12 protein-coding genes, 1 tRNA gene and 1 CRISPR repeat array are annotated in these 16,757 nt (G+C 37.4%); of the genes, 6 read left to right on the forward strand and 7 right to left on the reverse strand.

The window, feature by feature from the left end:
* Positions 1-130 precede the first annotated feature (130 nt).
* Positions 131-2,263, reverse strand: a complete 2,133-nt coding sequence (locus VH441_RS09455) for a TonB-dependent receptor (RefSeq protein ID WP_434353396.1) — start codon at positions 2,261-2,263, stop codon at positions 131-133.
* Positions 2,264-2,739: 476 nt separating this feature from the next.
* Between VH441_RS09455 and VH441_RS09460 the strand changes: the two genes are divergently transcribed.
* The 3 genes from VH441_RS09460 (at position 2,740) to VH441_RS09470 (ending at position 4,783) form a co-directional block, all read left to right on the forward strand.
* Positions 2,740-3,657 (forward strand): TonB family protein, encoded by a 918-nt coding sequence (locus VH441_RS09460; RefSeq protein WP_434353397.1) that lies wholly within the window; start codon positions 2,740-2,742, stop codon positions 3,655-3,657.
* Between the two features lie 125 nt (positions 3,658-3,782).
* The gene (locus tag VH441_RS09465; protein ID WP_434353398.1) at positions 3,783-4,346 is read left to right on the forward strand and encodes a MotA/TolQ/ExbB proton channel family protein; all 564 of its coding nucleotides are present in this window, start codon (positions 3,783-3,785) and stop codon (positions 4,344-4,346) included.
* Between the two features lie 35 nt (positions 4,347-4,381).
* A complete protein-coding gene (locus VH441_RS09470) occupies positions 4,382-4,783 on the forward strand; it encodes an ExbD/TolR family protein (protein ID WP_434353399.1) in 402 nt (133 codons plus the stop codon).
* A gap of 179 nt (positions 4,784-4,962) precedes the next feature.
* A CRISPR array of direct repeats spans positions 4,963-7,332; the repeat unit is 28 nt; unit sequence TTTCTAAGCCACCTATGCGGTGGTGAAC.
* A gap of 203 nt (positions 7,333-7,535) precedes the next feature.
* On the opposite strand, the gene cas6f is transcribed toward VH441_RS09470, so the two are convergent.
* The 6 genes from cas6f to VH441_RS09500 form a co-directional block, all read right to left on the reverse strand.
* On the reverse strand, positions 7,536-8,186 hold the full coding sequence (gene cas6f, locus VH441_RS09475; RefSeq protein WP_434353400.1) for a type I-F CRISPR-associated endoribonuclease Cas6/Csy4: 651 nt from the start codon (positions 8,184-8,186) through the stop codon (positions 7,536-7,538).
* A gap of 9 nt (positions 8,187-8,195) precedes the next feature.
* Entirely contained in the window at positions 8,196-9,308 is a 1,113-nt protein-coding gene (cas5fv, locus tag VH441_RS09480; RefSeq protein ID WP_434353401.1) for a type I-Fv CRISPR-associated protein Cas5fv, read from the reverse strand.
* Between the two features lie 3 nt (positions 9,309-9,311).
* The gene (gene cas7fv, locus VH441_RS09485; protein WP_434353402.1) at positions 9,312-10,328 is read right to left on the reverse strand and encodes a type I-Fv CRISPR-associated protein Cas7fv; all 1,017 of its coding nucleotides are present in this window, start codon (positions 10,326-10,328) and stop codon (positions 9,312-9,314) included.
* 77 nt (positions 10,329-10,405) lie between these two features.
* Positions 10,406-13,429 carry a CRISPR-associated helicase Cas3' gene (gene cas3 / locus VH441_RS09490; RefSeq protein ID WP_434353403.1) on the reverse strand — a complete coding sequence of 1,008 codons (3,024 nt, stop codon included), beginning with the start codon at positions 13,427-13,429 and terminating at the stop codon, positions 10,406-10,408.
* On the reverse strand, positions 13,426-14,433 hold the full coding sequence (cas1f, locus tag VH441_RS09495) for a type I-F CRISPR-associated endonuclease Cas1f (RefSeq protein ID WP_434353404.1): 1,008 nt from the start codon (positions 14,431-14,433) through the stop codon (positions 13,426-13,428). Before cas1f ends, cas3 begins: the two co-directional genes overlap by 4 nt.
* Positions 14,434-14,831: 398 nt before the next feature.
* A tRNA-Gly gene (locus VH441_RS09500) sits at positions 14,832-14,907 on the reverse strand.
* 159 nt (positions 14,908-15,066) lie between these two features.
* Here VH441_RS09500 and VH441_RS09505 point away from each other — a divergent pair.
* From VH441_RS09505 to VH441_RS09515, 3 genes are all read left to right on the forward strand, one after another.
* Positions 15,067-15,885, forward strand: a complete 819-nt coding sequence (locus VH441_RS09505; protein WP_434353405.1) for a M48 family metallopeptidase — start codon at positions 15,067-15,069, stop codon at positions 15,883-15,885.
* 76 nt (positions 15,886-15,961) lie between these two features.
* Positions 15,962-16,297 (forward strand): BolA family protein, encoded by a 336-nt coding sequence (locus VH441_RS09510; RefSeq protein WP_434353406.1) that lies wholly within the window; start codon positions 15,962-15,964, stop codon positions 16,295-16,297.
* Positions 16,298-16,337: 40 nt separating this feature from the next.
* Positions 16,338-16,700 (forward strand): SirB2 family protein, encoded by a 363-nt coding sequence (locus VH441_RS09515; RefSeq protein WP_434354397.1) that lies wholly within the window; start codon positions 16,338-16,340, stop codon positions 16,698-16,700.
* Positions 16,701-16,757: the final 57 nt, after the last annotated feature.

The following is a 16,757-nucleotide window of genomic DNA, read 5'->3' on the forward strand; positions in this document are numbered from 1 at the left end:
GAATCAATTAAAACCGTCGCTGGTATAAAACTTAGATAAATCTAGCTTATTTAGTTGAGTTATTAATATTTAAGTGCAACCATCATTTAAAATAGATGGTTGCTTAATGCTAATCCGTTACAAATGTAACTTACCATTCATAATTAACCGTCACGCCAAGGGTGCGAGGGTCGCCAATATAGTATTCTTCATAACCACCAAAATCCCATTGGTTATAGACATAATTGGTATCAAAGAAGTTATTAACGTAGGCATAAGCGCCCCAGTTTTCTGTTTCGTATCCAGCTTTTAAATTAACAAGCGTGTATGCTTCTAGTTCTATGTCATTTTCTAAGTTATCCCAACCTTTGCCGTTATAGTTGGCATAACCACCAAAGAACCAGCCTGCAGGATCACGATATGTCATGCCAAGGTTGGAGGTAACATTACGGGCTTGCTCAAATTCTTTACCAGCGAAATCAACCCCATTATTCGTAAACTCATCAAACTCAGTTTGTAATAAACCAATGCCTCCTGTTAGCTCGACTTCAGGAGTCATTTGATAAACTGCATCAAGCTCTAAACCGTATAAGTGTGATTTACCAGCATTGACATCATAGGTATCATATGGAAAATCACTCTGGTCTACACTCACTTGTTGGTCTTTCCAGTCGGTATAAAATAGGTTGCCTTGTAATGAAAAATTGCCAGAGTCGTTTTTATAACGTGTTGATAGCTCAAAGTTATTTGTAAATTCTGGGTCAAATTGTTTGACTTCACGGCGCACAATATTGACTGAGGCGCCACCAGGGCGATAGCCTCTTTGATATTGTATGCCTGTTTTTAAATTATCATTCCAAGCGTAGTTTAAACCAAGTTTAGGTAACCATACTTTATTGACGTGTTCACCTTTTGCTTCTCCAACTGCCTGAGATAAAAACCCTTGGATGTTTTGATCGATATATGGATTACCAGTGCCTTTTACTAGTTCAACCTCAGGGGTATTGCCATTAGTACGTTTGTCGTAGTCGTAACGCAAACCTGCTAACAAGGTTAATTTATCGGTTACTTGATAGTCTGCATTAAAAAATGCAGCATAATTGTCATATTCAGTAAAGTTTTTAGTTTTATTATTAACAGTAACAGGGATAGGGATCCCTGGTGCTTGTAAAGGGAAGTCATTCGTCCATTGACTATTGTCGTCTTCTCCTGTCGCAGCATAAAGCCCCACAACTGCTTTTAGATTATCTGCATTATCAAAATTAAATAGTAGCTCTTCAGTCATTTGTTTTGACTTTGTTTTGTTGTTCCAAGTTGATAAACCAAATCGCCCATCATTGTCGCTTGATCTATCGTAGTCTGTTTTTGAATAGGCAGTTGTTGATTTTAAAGACCAGTTTTCTGAAAAATCGTTGTTGTATTCGATACTGGTATTTGTGGTTTCAGTGTTATAAAAGGTTGGCGTATTATCATAACTAATGTGTTCTTTTTTACTATTAGTTTCTGACGAACCATTGATATCAAGTTTAGTTTGTGAAAGGGTGAGCTTAATATCACTTTCATCATTAATGAGATATAACAATTTACCTCTGACGGTGTTCGTGTCTGAATTATTCCAGTCATCTTGCTTAAAATAGGTATTCTTGCTGTGCCCATCGGTGTGTTTGTGTTCGGCACTGATGCGATAGGCGAGCTTATCGGTAATTGCGCCAGTATTGGCAAAGGCAGCTTGATAAGTATTGTCTGTCCCGTATCCCACTTGAGCTTTGCCTGCTTGTTCAAACTCAGGGTCTTTTGATTGTATGACCACCGAGCCTGCTAAGGCATTTTGACCTGCCGTGGTTGATTGGGGACCTCGTAAAACTTCGACTTGTTCAATATCCCATGTGGAGATATTACCAGTATAGGTCGATCTGTTATTTTGGGTAACGCCATCTAACATATAATTAATAGTGGGAGCAGCACCGCCACCAGTGACGCTTTGTGTATTAACCCCACGGATATTGATGTTATAGTCTGATTCAGAAGTGACATTTGAGGTGTTTTTTAAAACATCATAAAAGTCAATTAATGCAGGATTATCTTCTAGTTCTTGTGCGGTGGTTACCTTAACACTTTCTACGGTATCTTGAGCGGTACGATCAATTTTACCGGCGGTAATAACAATGGTATCTAGTGTGGCAGTTGGTGTCTGGTTTGCCTGTAAATCATTGGTTTCAGCATATAACTGCTGAGAAATACAAATTGTTAGTAAAGATAGGGATAGCTTTTGGTAAGTTTTCATAAAAAATGCCAGTGGTTTATGGATGTGTAAGTTTGTTATTTCAGGTTGTTAACTTTTTGACATACATTTAGTGTAATAATTTAGTAACATATTATTACACTAGTTACATGCTTGTAATAAGGAAAAATATTTTTGTATTCTAATTGATAATAATTATCGAAGTCAATATTATTTTTATAACTAAAAAGACACTTATTTATTTTGATATATTTAACTTATATCTTTAAGATGCTTATCTTAATTTTGATTAGGTTCCCATAAATGATGGTTAAATCTAAAAACTGAGTGTTTTAGTCATAAGTAGCTTGAAAAGGTAAAACAGATAACAAATGGACAAATTAACTGTTGTTACTAAGTGATACCATAAAAAAGTAAGGGATAATGACGTTACATTTATTAAATTATTAGTTGATAATGATTACTATTTTTAATAAAATATCGGTTTTTACCGACTTCATAAAGATTGCCAACAAAAAATGTACGTACAAAATTTATCTGCCATGACAAACAAACAAAAGCTCACTACCATGGCAATGCTAACCACGGTGAGTGTTTTTATTTTGCATGGCATAACTGGGTGGTCGTTGTTTAATATGCAATCGACATTACTTAAGCCTATTGAACCTAAACAAAACAATGCCATTGAAATGACACTGTTAAATTTGGTTGAAAGTGTCGAGCCATTAAAACCTGAAATAAAACCAACTCAAAAAGCGGTAGCTAAAGTTGCGCCATCTAAACCTGTAAAACAAAATATAGAAAAATCTAAGCCGATTGTTAGACATAAAGAGACTCCTAAACCAGTGGTTAAAAAAATGCAGCCACCTGTTAAAAACCCAATTACGCACACAAAAGATAAAGTGATTGTTAGCAAAAATACGGTTGCAGATGTGCCTAACCAATGGGAAATTGAACAACAACGTATTGCTGATGCAAAGGCTAAGGCAGACGCAAAAGCAAGAGCAGACGCAAAAGCAAGAGCAGACGCAAAAGCAAGAGCAGACGCAAAAGCAAGAGCAGACGCAAAAGCAAGAGCAGACGCACAGGCACAAGAGGCAAGTGCTCAGGCAACAAAAGATCAAGCGGGTAAAGGTGGTAAAACAACCAATCTAACACTTTCAGCGAGTGATGCCTCGTGGCGTAAAAGGCCAAAATTTAATGCAAAAGCTACCAAAGCAAAAAGTGGTGAAAGAATTACAGTTAAATTTCAGTTTACGGTTGATAAACAGGGCAACATCAATAATGTTAAGCTAATCACGCCTTCTAAATATCGCCAAATTAACCGAGACTTAACTAAACAAGCGAGACGAGGCAAGTTTCACCCATTTAAAAACAAAGCGGGTGTCCCTGTATCAGGTAAAGTAATTTTACCAATTACGATTACGGTTCCTTAAGTTAGTCGTTACCGAGTTATCAACAACCGTTTTTATAAATATAAAAATTGTAAATAAATTAAAAACCAGTCAAAATTTAATCGCATTTAGCATTACCATTGTTTTAAGTTTTAATGAGGAATCTTATGAATATAGCAGAATATTGGCAGTACACCGACATCGTAACTAAGATGTTGTTTTTTATTTTAATCATGCTTTCCATTGCCTCGTGGATTACCGGCATTATGAGAATTTATAGCAGTTTTCAGCTTAAAAAAAGCTCAGCACAGCAACTGCAACTTGCGGTTAATGATAAGGCTACTAAGCTATCGACATCTGCTCCACAACAAAGAAAAATGGCAGTTGAGCAAATTTTATTGCAACAAATTGCACGTATCCGCCATAGCAGTGAAAAGGGCTTGCCCGTATTAGGGACAACCGCAGCCATTGCACCTTTTGTAGGGCTGTTTGGTACGGTTTGGGGGATTTTTCATGCATTGCATAGCATTGGTGAAAGTGGGCAGGCAGGTTTAGCGCAAGTGGCGGGTCCTGTTGGTGAGGCATTGATTATGACAGGGCTTGGTTTGGCTGTGGCGATACCAGCCGTGGTGTTTTATAACATTGCTACTCGTTTAAACCGTAATACCATGCATCAAGCTAATGATATTGCACATGAGTTATTAGCAGATGCGGTATTGTCAGCAGAATAAAAAATTATAAAAATATAGATAGTAAGGATTGAAAAATGGCATTTCAATTGGGTGAAGAAGACTCTCAAGGTTTAAATGAAATTAACCTTATTCCATTAATTGATATCATGCTGGTGCTGATGATTATTTTTTTGGTAACGGCAACCGTGCTTAACCCTGCCGTACCGCTTGATTTGCCAAAAACAAGTGCCAATGTTAATGAGTTACCACCTGAAAATATTCAGGTAAGTATTGATAAAGAAGCTGGCATATTTTGGGATAAAGAGGCGGTTAGCTTAGAGGAGCTCCATATGCGATTTAGCCAAGCCAAAGCTGCTGGAAAAAACCCATCTATCCAGTTAAGAGCCGATAAAGATGCAAGGTATGATAGCGTTGCTCAAGTATTGGCTGTGGCGAGTGAAACGGGGCTATCTAAAATTGCTTTTGTAAACGAGTAGTGTCACTAAATATTTTTAGGGTGCTTTATTTATCAAGTGATAATAACAACTTATCTATGGTGATAAGCCATCTACACGATGGTAATTTGCGATGTAGGCAGATGTTTAGAGATGTATCTGTATTAAGCTGACCTATGCGGAGGGTAGCTAGAAAATGGGAGCGAAGGCTCCCTTTTTTATTCTTAAGCCACCTGTGCGGTGGTGAACCGGATACGTCATAGCCATGCTGTCTTGCCGTTTTTCTAAGCCACCTGTGCGGTGGTGAACTAAATAGTACCTGTACCTATTGCAAAAATCAATTTCTAAGCCACCTATGCGGTGGTTAACTTGTCTGCTGCTGTAACGCCTTTAACCATTGCTTTCTAAGCCACCTGTGCGGTGGTGAACGTGAAATTTACACACAAAAAAACGCCAATTAATTTCTAAGCCACCTGTGCGGTGGTGAACAAACAATTATCCTAAACTGCTTCTCGTGCTTGTTTCTAAGCCACCTGTGCGGTGGTGAACACGGCTATAATTCAGCCCATATTCATGCTAGTTTTCTAAGCCACCTGTGCGGTGGTGAACAAAAATAAACTTTTTGTTTGTTTTTAGACAGTTTTTCTAAGCCACCTATGCGGTGGTGAACGAGCCGCTTGAGTTGCTGGCGTTACAGTTTGCTTTCTAAGCCACCTATGCGGTGGTGAACCTGTATTTGTCTTGCAACTGCTTGTAAGCTTTGTTTCTAAGCCACCTATGCGGTGGTGAACTCACCGAATTTTGGCTTAACAGGTTCGTTATTTTTCTAAGCCACCTATGCGGTGGTGAACGCTATCTTCACGGTCTGAGGTTGCCATTTGATTTTCTAAGCCACCTATGCGGTGGTGAACCCATATTTGCTTGCGATGCTCATCACTTTGTTTTTCTAAGCCACCTATGCGGTGGTGAACCAGTGTCGCCAGCATCTCGGCAATCTCTTCGATTTCTAAGCCACCTATGCGGTGGTGAACGTACAATAGAACCCATTGCATACTAAGGCATATTTCTAAGCCACCTATGCGGTGGTGAACACTAACAGGCTTGAAAGTTGAGTCTTTAGATTTTTCTAAGCCACCTATGCGGTGGTGAACGTTTATTTTAGGTTATGTTAAATTATGTGAGATTTCTAAGCCACCTATGCGGTGGTGAACGAGTTGCATTACAAGAAGCAGGTTATGAATTTTTTCTAAGCCACCTATGCGGTGGTGAACTTAAAGGTAGAAGTTTTAAAAAGCACCTACGTTTTCTAAGCCACCTATGCGGTGGTGAACTTCCTTTTTCTGTGTACTTGCTTGATGTGTTGTTTCTAAGCCACCTATGCGGTGGTGAACTGGTACTGATTACGAATATCGTCACGTTCACTTTTCTAAGCCACCTATGCGGTGGTGAACGGGCGGTGCTGCCGCTACTTATGCAGGGGTAATTTCTAAGCCACCTATGCGGTGGTGAACAGTTGCACTCTGTATTGTTGTATTGCCATATTTTTCTAAGCCACCTATGCGGTGGTGAACCGCAAAGCGCAGCCGGCAGGGTGTTTACTAAATTTCTAAGCCACCTATGCGGTGGTGAACTGCAACTTAGTTAAAAAGCCATCTGATGGTAATTTCTAAGCCACCTATGCGGTGGTGAACGCTTTAATCGCTCAGCGATTTTGTCAGCTTCATTTCTAAGCCACCTATGCGGTGGTGAACGAATTATGGACGCAATGGCGCAGCGTCTTGGTTTTCTAAGCCACCTATGCGGTGGTGAACTGTGTGATTTTAACCAGATATCGAACTCCACATTTCTAAGCCACCTATGCGGTGGTGAACGAGGATTGTGTCTACATTGCGGAATAAACACATTTCTAAGCCACCTATGCGGTGGTGAACAAAATCCTCTAACGCTTGCTTAATGACAGACTTTTCTAAGCCACCTATGCGGTGGTGAACATACCGTTGGATTGTAAGGCTTCGGAGGTTCTTTTCTAAGCCACCTATGCGGTGGTGAACTTCTCCAATATTGATAGTCCAGTGCTGGTCATTTTCTAAGCCACCTATGCGGTGGTGAACTACGCCTTAACAGGCAAAGAATTAACGATAGGTTTCTAAGCCACCTATGCGGTGGTGAACCACTCAATCACGACATGAAACAATCGTTACTATTTCTAAGCCACCTATGCGGTGGTGAACGAGAAGACACTATCCACAGGAAGAATTCATCATTTCTAAGCCACCTATGCGGTGGTGAACTTTCTATTTCTCTCGCTTTCTCGAAATATTCATTTCTAAGCCACCTATGCGGTGGTGAACGGCACGTTTACCATCCTCCGAAATTGAGTATTTTTCTAAGCCACCTATGCGGTGGTGAACTCTATGCGATTGACTTGCAAGCTTGCATTGATTTTCTAAGCCACCTATGCGGTGGTGAACCCAAGCGACCAAGGTGTGCTGGGTGAGATGTTTTTCTAAGCCACCTATGCGGTGGTGAACTAGAAGTTCAAAATCGCATTAATGAGTTACAATTTCTAAGCCACCTATGCGGTGGTGAACTGGAATAATACAACAAAGAAACAAGTTATAGCAATATGTTGAGGGTAAAAATGATGTTTTACCCTTGTGTTTTTAGCACAAACATAACTTGTTGATATTTAATTAAGTTTTTAAAGAGTGAAAAAAGAAGGTGTTTTTTGCAAAACTACCTCCTTTTACTCATATTTTCATCAAATTATGAGTTGTCATTAGCAAATTATGATTTACCAATGCGGTACAGTGACGGATGTTTGGTTGGTATTTAAGCCATAGGTGTTAAATGACCCTATAGATGCTTCGTCCACAAGCGTTTGTTTGATGGATAATTTAAAGTTTTGCCCATTATCAATGCTTTTTAAGTTAATAAATGGGTAGTTTTTACGTCCAGACTGCTTGTGTTGTTTACAATGCTCTATCGCTTCGCTTTCACTAACTTCTCTGCCTTGTTGCTTGCTATGAGCCAGATAGTTTGCCACTTGTTTATTTAGTGGTGTGTGCCGATAGCGAGAAACAACAAGGTAACTATCCACATTTTCAGGAACTAAGCGAACTGATTTGGTATGAAAATAATCATCGGCATTATCTTCATAGTCTTGTCTTTGGTTTAATTCAAGAACTTTGGTATTGATATCTAATAATTCCAGTGTTTCTTTTATATCTGAAAAAATTCTCAATTTATTGCCCAAAAATGAAAACTCTTTACCATTCTCTTTTTGCTCGTATTTATAATTGGGAAAACTCACACCCACATTTTCTAGACCATGGGTGTTTTTTAACTCAACTAGGGCAATGTGTAGCTGGGTGTATAAATCAGACCAAAGTTGATACAGTGATTTATCGCCATCGATAAGCGTTATTTCTTGATAATACTTCATGTTTTGCTCCTAGCGTAATTTGATATCAAACACATAGGCTAAGCCTTTTTTACCCAAATAAAATGACGATACGCCAGCTGATTCAATTTTATTTTTAAGGTCTTTAGCTTGTTCTTTGTCAATTTTTAGTTCGATTTCTATTCTTCCGTTAGCTTTTGTAAGTGTATAAGGCGTATGTGTTGTTTTCTTTTTACCTCCTGCAAGAGTATTCAAAAAATCTCGTGTTCCGTTATAATTTCGTTTTGAAAACCCTTTAATCGTTCCCTTATCAGATGCAAGACTTGTTATATCCATCCCATATTTTTTCATTTCTTCAAGCATTACATATAAACCACCAGCATATAAACTCATGGGATAAGTGTTACCTTTTTTATCATAATAATCTTGATCTTCAAATCTAGCCTGTAAGCATTCGATAGCCTCTCTAATACGTTTCTCGTGATGTGCTAAATCTGGTTTATTTGATTCAATCACAAGGTTTTCAATTTTCGCCTTATAGCTTTCAACACGTTTTGAACTAGGTTTCTCTTTCAATAACTCTTTATCTAAACCTTCCTGTTCTTTTTGAATTTTATTTTGAAAAAATTCAATTTTATCCATCGTTGATAAATCATGAACAACTCTGTTTAAAATATTTCTTGGAGAAACTGTTGTTGTTACCTTACTAACTTTCGGGTTGATAATAAAACTTAGAAGCTCTTCAAAACTAAAATTTAATACTGACCATAGAGTTGCTGAGTTTTCAGAAAAAAACAGGGGTTCATCATCAGGTATCACTCCTAAAAAACTGCTTTGAGGCGGTCTGTTTTCTGATTTATTAACCAAAAATGTCGTCTCATTCCATTCTGTATACTTAGATTCGATTTCTTTATGACAAATAATCATGTCTTTAAAATAAAAATCATCACTTTGTTTTGCTTGATATAACTTTCTTTGGTCACCTATTAGTCGACAAAGAACGCCTAGTACAGTATTGTCTGTTATTTTTCTAATATCTAAAGGCTCACTAGATTTGCTTGAGGCTTTAAATTTTCTAATATTTTCCTTGCTAACAGGTTTGTCATTAGAGCCTGTTAATACTGAGTTACGCCAAGAAGATTCATAATCTATAATAATCCTCATAAATTACTCTCCCTTTTCAAAGTAAATGGCATAATCCTCATCCTCTGTTTTTGTTGTGTTTGTTTGATGGTTGCCTGTTTTGATACGGAACATATCTTTTGGGTTGCTAAAGTCGTTATAGTCGACTTCCACATTTTCAACATACATAAAACCTTTTGCCTGATTAAATCCTAGATTTTCAATCATTGATATCATTTGTTGAACCAGTGCGTTTATAGCATTGCCATTTAACAAAATACCTTTTTGTCCTTCGGCAAAAATAGTGCCTTTTCTTTTCCAGTTTTTATGATATTCAGCTTTAATTTCTCCTTTAGCAAACTCAAGTGATTTAATATAACTCTCAAGTTTAGTTGCTAGTTCTTTTCCTTCTTTATCGGTTGTAATTATCATCGCTTCTTGACCATTGGCATTTGAAAGAGAAATAAATTGAAGCTGTTCAATATTTATTGAACCATAAGCCTCATATTTTGTATCTCCAAAGGTTGTTTTTGAAAACAAGGAGTTACTTGCTTCGCCACCAGATTTGGTTTTCTGTTTTTCTTTGTTACCAGAACGTCCCATTTGCTCAAAATTGCCTTTTTTATCTTTTTCGGTAAAGTCTGTTAAAAGCAATGGACTAGTGCGTTTATTTTCATTTTTAGGTATCACGTAGCCACGAAGTAAGCCAGTCATAGAACACAAAACAGCATCAACATTTTCATGAATTTTTGGATGTTGCCAGTCTATTACTTCTTCTTTAAACAAATGGTATCTAATACAGTTTTGGCTTATATAAAGTGGTGTCTCATCAAAATCCACTTCACTGGCTTCCTTTAAAACTTCAAACGTCTCCCCTTTGTCGTTTTCGATTTGTTTTTTATTTGTATAACCACGAAGTTTAGGCATATTATGATTATTTGTTTTTTTCCATTTACCATCAATCAGTGTGTTTAATTCGGTAGAACCATTCCAATTCACCACACCATGCCCGTAGGCCGTAATTTTAAAATCAACACTTTTAATACCTGTTACTTTTTTCATTGTCTTGCTCCTTGGTTATTAATTGCTTTTAATAGCAATAATTTCGATATGAACCATCATATCAGTTCATCTGTGATTTAGTCAGAATCACAAGCTTGTGTTTGCAAGTTATTGATTTGCATACTTCCCACAGGTTGTTTTTCTGTTTGTATATAATAAATGGCGTGTTTATGTCGTTCACGTTCGCCACCAATAGGTTCTAAGTCTTTCTGCGTATAACTCACATAAATGGGATACTCTGGCGAGCGTGATTCAGCCAATAGCATAAAATCTTTATGGGCTTTTTTAACACCTTGGTCTTTTTTGATGTTGTGATGTTTAGCATGCATAAAGGCAAGTAAGTTTTTACTACTGTCATCATAGCCTGTAATTTTATTGACCGATTCCGTTAGCCCAATTGATACCTGAGTATGGTCTGTGTCTTCATCATAGGCATATTCATCGATAAATGTGGGATTAAGCTGTGAATCGACATTACACACCGCCATCTGTACATAACGGTTATTGCCTCGTAATGAATTTTTAGAAATTTTAGCAACGCTGTCTGTTTTACGTTTTGATTTTGGTGGAATGCTTATTGGGTCTATTATTTTATCTAAAATAAGACGTAGGCTCTCTTTTAGGGCTTTTTCCATATCTTGCTGAATGCTTTCGTTACATTGAGGGTCATCATAAAAGTTCTGATATAACTGATATAAATCGTTAATCTTTAAAACATTGTTATCTTCAATTTCATTTTTTAAGTAATTAAGCCATGCGTGAGTACTTTGCCATACTGACATGCTTGCTAAAAATTTAGCTTGCGAGCATGTTTGTTTGCCATTTTCACTACTTTCAGGAAATATGGTGGTATATGTGTTGACATGGTTATTGTCATCAAATCTATCCAAACGCCCTAAACGTTGTAACCAATTTTCTGGACTAGTCATATCAGTAAACATACATTCACAGCTAATATTTAACGATGCTTGTACAATAGGACCACTGCGTAAGACTTGATAGTTTTTATTGCCATCACGTTTGAACGATTCAAACACTCGGTTAAACCACTTACTTTTATCCTCTTTAGTATATTTTGAATGCAATAAAATATTATTTTCTGTGTTTTGATGTTTTAAAAATCCTAGCTGTGCATCTTGTGCTGTATTGGTAATAACAAAAGTGGTTTTATTATCAGTAATGGTATTTTCAATCAGAGGATTTGGCTCTGGATTGTTTTTATCTGAATCGTTATAGCTTATAAATTCAATTTTATAATCGGCTTGGTTAAAGCTTTCTATACGGATAATGGAATTTTTATCAATGGTTAATACATTCTCTACAAAGAAATTATGTGGTGTTGCGGATACCAATAAAGTATTTGCTTGATGCTTACGTAATTTTTTGGCTTCTATAAGCTCGGCAAATAACAAGTTAAACGCAGGCATAGGAATAAGCTCATGAAACTCATCAAACACTACATGAGCTTGCATAAAAGTAACCATAGCTGTCACTTTGCTATGTGAGATGATGTTATTAATAACTTGGTCAATGGTAGTAATAACGATATCACCACTGAAATAATCACTTTCATCGGTATCCGACGCTTCATCTAATGTCTGTCCGTTACTCAGAATTTTTTTAAATTCACCTGTAAATATTTCGACTTTGCTGTTAGGCAGATATTCTGCTTGAGTTAAGTCATTGAGCAACCCTAAACAAACTTGCACACGAGGGCACACCCAAATAATTTTTTTGGCATCCGTTTTACTTGCCCATTCAATAGCAATTTTGGTCTTACCACACCCCGCAGGACCTTGGAGAACTCCAATGTTGTGACTGTCTTCAAATTCAGCCACCTCTATCAATTCTACCAGCTCATGAGAGGCATTTGTTTGTGATGTATTTCTCTCACTATTTGGATAGCGGTTTTGAAAACCTTGTAAGCATTGATTAACTTCCGTTTGCAATGTACTGTCTTCAAGTATGATACTGTCTAATGCTTGTTTCAACGTACCTTCATTAATATGGGCGTTTAAATCTTCAACAGGCATTGCAGAGACAATTCTATCTGCACTAATAACAGCTGTCCTAACTAAGCTATTAAGAGCATTCGGTTTGATATCTTTTACAAACTCCTCAATGTCTTCCGCTAGTTCATCATAATTTTTATAGTTAGGTAAGTCATCTTTATTTAGAGAGAAGCCACATTGCCATTTTGGTAAGGTAATCGTATTATCAGCAAAATTTTCACTTATTTTTTTTACATCTTGTAGCACTGCATCAACTTGAATAATAACTTTTTCAAGCGTGGTATCCTTTAATGATTTATTAAATAGTTTGTGAATGCCTTTTGCTGATTGAAAAAATTTATCATCTTTACGATACGGCTTTGTATGATGCCAATAGATACCATGAAATATTTGTTCAACTTGTTCACTATTCAACTCATCTGTTATTAACATAGACTTAGTTAAAAGCCATGAAATTTCTTGATGTCTTGGATGTTTTTCAAATGTAAATTTAGTATGACCACGCACTGAACTGTCAATATGTACACCGTCATCAGGTAATTCAGGTAAAGCAAGCTCATCGATTTGTGGGTTTTTGTTGATTTTATCATTTAACCATTGTTGAAACTGTGGGTCTAATTTTCCAATGTCATGAAAAATACCAGCAATAAAAACTGTTTGGCATAGCTTAGGGCTATCAACTTTCATTATTTTTAATAAATTAACTGCTAAAAACCCTACTGCAAATAAATGATGGCTTAATGATTGTCCATTTGTATTGGCTAATATGTTTTTTGTTTCTATTTCTATATCCATAAATACCTCTTTATTTGTCCAATTAACAGGCACTACACCAGCCTCATTAAATTTCTGCTTACGCCCCACTATCCATACTAGCTCAGTTCGATGACGTGTGCGTACACGATGGCAACTAACCGCAGTAGAGCGGCTGGCAGTATCGTTAAGTAATCTTTTAACCGTGTTTAATCCTTCTTCCGTAATTGCCGTTTGCCAGACGTTATCACCAATACGATTAGCGAATGCATCCAGCACACGACGAGTACGTTTAAGAGCACTTTTTTCGCATTGGGAGATAAAGGTAACTATCATTCATTATCCTCCCAAGACTCCTTATCTTCCCACTCTTTATTTAATGCCAATCCTTTTACTACCTTAAACATCTCATCCAATGCTTTATGGTCAGTAAAGTAGTTTAAGCATTCTTGTCGAAACTCTTGCTCCTTGGCGTTTTCACTGGCACAAATAAAGGCTAAGGGCAGTATCAAAGTATCTTTAACAATATCGGCAATATCAAACACCAAAGCCCCACGTCTGGTTTTACCATGCATGACCGCAAAACCATGTGGTATGCCTAACACCCATGCCGTAGTCGCTCCGAGTCCATAAGCTAGATAATTGCCATGATTAAGAAAGGCATTGGCTTTATCGATACCCCCATGGTCACGAGTGAATCCACTATAGCCTGTATTTTGCACGGCGAGCTTATACAGCTGTTTGGTCAGGCGAGCTTCAAGTTGTAGTAGGTGAGTCACCGTGTCTTGTAATAAGATTTGTTGTTTGTGTTTATTGATGAGTCCAGAAATCTGTTCTGTGGTGCTATCAAAGCCGTTTTGTTTGAGGTATTGGTCTTTGCTCCACACCCTTTGCATAAATTCAAGGCGTGCCATTTGCAGTTGTTTGGCGGCTTGTAGGCGTTTGTCATCGTCCCACCACCAGCTTAGCCAACCTTGTATATACTCTGTGGGACGATATTCGCTTTGCGGGGTCATCCACTCTATTTCTGTACCCGCAAATAAAGGCGTGCCACCGCCACCGCAAAAGCCAACCAATACCCCAGCTTGGGCAAGCATTCGCATGGCGGATTGAGTAATGGAAGTTCCTGTCCCCAGTATGATGGAAGTGGTGTTGGCAATGGGAATATTGTAGTAGAGGTTTTCTTTTTCGGCTTCTGTTAGGTACAGGATTCTGCCGTCTTTTTGCATGACTCTACAATATTGCAAATAGTAGATATTGGCACGTTTGGAGTGGAGAATGGTTTTTAAATCGGATGAGTTGAAGTTGTTACTGGCGTAGGGGCGTTCATTTTTTAACATACATCAACCTTAAGTAAGCTTTAATCTTTCCATTAATTTTTGCAAGCTGGTATTGTTAATTTAAATCTTTTTTTAAATTAAATCAATTGTATAATGAGTCTTGGCGACATTTTGTGTCGTTTTGTTTGTACTTTTAAATGAGTTGATTTATAGCAAGCGTTAATAATAAATATCAACAAAGCGTATTTTTTAAATTTGAGATAAAAGGATAAAACCTAGTAGGGCAGCGATGATTAAAAATAATCGGCAATAAGCTATGATAGGCGATATAAGGGATTAGAAAGAATATGGTAAAAGGTTTTAAAACCTTTTTACCTATTAACTAACTATAACTATATAAATTAGACAATAAAAAAGACCAAGTAACAATTTAATGTGTACTTGGTCTTTTTAGAATTTGGAGCGGGAAACGAGATTCGAACTCGCGACCCCGACCTTGGCAAGGTCGTGCTCTACCAACTGAGCTATTCCCGCGGAATGTGCAGCGTATTATACTGACTTTTTTGTTGCTGTCAAACAATTTTTATACTTTTTTAATAGAATCTACTCAACTTAATCACGTGTGTGTTTACACTTTTATTCTTTACTGTAATATACGAAACAATTATATTATAAATCATCATAAATTATTTTATGGAGAATCCTATGGCTAACATAACAAAATTAATGGCGGTTTCTACCTTAGCAGTTAGCTCTTTACTTGGCTGTGCAAGCACAACAGATACTGGCGCACTGGGGGTAAAAAGAAACCAGCTACTGCTTGTTTCAAACGAGCAAATCATGCAACTTTCTGCTAAAAAATATTATCAAATGCTTCAACAGGCAAGGGCAAAAGGCATACTGGATACCAATAAAAAGCAAGTAGCAAGGCTTGAGGCAATTGCAAAGCGGTTAATTGGTCAAGTGGGGGTTTATCGCCCAAGCGCTGTTAACTGGAATTGGGAAGTACACACAATTAAGTCGAAGCAGATGAATGCATTTGTTATGCCAGGGGGTAAAGTGATGTTTTACTCAGGCATTATTGATCGTTTGGATTTAACTGATGATGAAATTGCTGCAATTATGGGGCATGAGATGGCACATGCATTGAGGGAGCATTCTCGTGAGCGTATTTCTGGTGCTTATGCAACTCAGTTAGGGTTGGGTGCTTTGGTAAGTGGTTTGGGGCTTTCTTCGGGGCAAGCTCAATTGGCAGGCGTTATTGGTGATATAGGCATCCAGCGTCCACACAGCCGAGTACAAGAAAGTGAAGCAGATGTCATGGGGTTAGAATTGATGGCAAGAGCAGGGTATAATCCTGAAGCAGCCATTACGTTGTGGCAAAAAATGCAAAAAGCAGGCGGTGGTAGTGTGCCTCAGTTTTTAAGTACGCACCCTTCAGATGTTAATCGAATTAACAAATTAGAGTCGCTCATTCCTAAGGTGATGCCATTTTATAGAAGAACGCTATAACAAAATAATAAGATAACAATGTTACATCTTTTCACTCTAAACTTTTATCAACTAAATGAAGTAATAAAGATTAATTATGTCACAAACCATATTAACGCCAGTTGCAGATGCGGTAAACCAAACGTTACTGGTATTGCAGCCAGAGTATTTACAGCTAATTAATGAATCAATTAACCATGCGGGTTATTTTGAAGGTAAAGAAAGCCATTTTAAACTAACAATTGTAACCAATGCCTTTGAATCCGTACGTAAAGTAGCTAGGCATCAACAAATTTATCAACTTTTGGATGAATTAATGACGGCAAAAGGTGGTAGCATACATGCGTTAGCCATTCATGCGTATACCCCTACAGAGTGGCAAAATGTTAATCAAGCACCCGCTAGCCCTAACTGTGCTGGTGCAAACTTGTAGTCAATGGTTGTTATAATATATACGCAGTCAGGTAAGCATGATGATATACCTACATAAAATACTAGCGGGGATAGCACTTTTATTTTTTGTTTATCAGTGTTATGTTGCTTTGTTTAAGGATAAAGTTCAACCAAAATTGACGACAATATTTGCACATTCTGTTTATTTATTGATGATAATAAGCGGCATTGTGATGACATTGCCATTAATGCAGGCAGAAAACAGTCAAACACATTGGGTGTTTGCAAAAGCTGTGTTATTAGTGGCAGTTATGAGTGCCAGTGTTAAAGCGTTTCGCCGTGCTAAAAATGGTACAGAACGTAAAGTTGGCGTGTTTGTGGCAACAATTGGACTGATTGGTATTTTAATTTTAGCGTTTATTCAGCCAGCAAACTTTTTTTAGTAAACTTAAAATGCTGCTGATTTTGGTAAAATAAATTAAGGATTTTTTGAAGGACAA

The sequence above is a fragment of the Psychrobacter sp. HD31 genome (assembly GCF_051097895.1).
In the GTDB taxonomy this organism is placed as follows: domain Bacteria; phylum Pseudomonadota; class Gammaproteobacteria; order Pseudomonadales; family Moraxellaceae; genus Psychrobacter.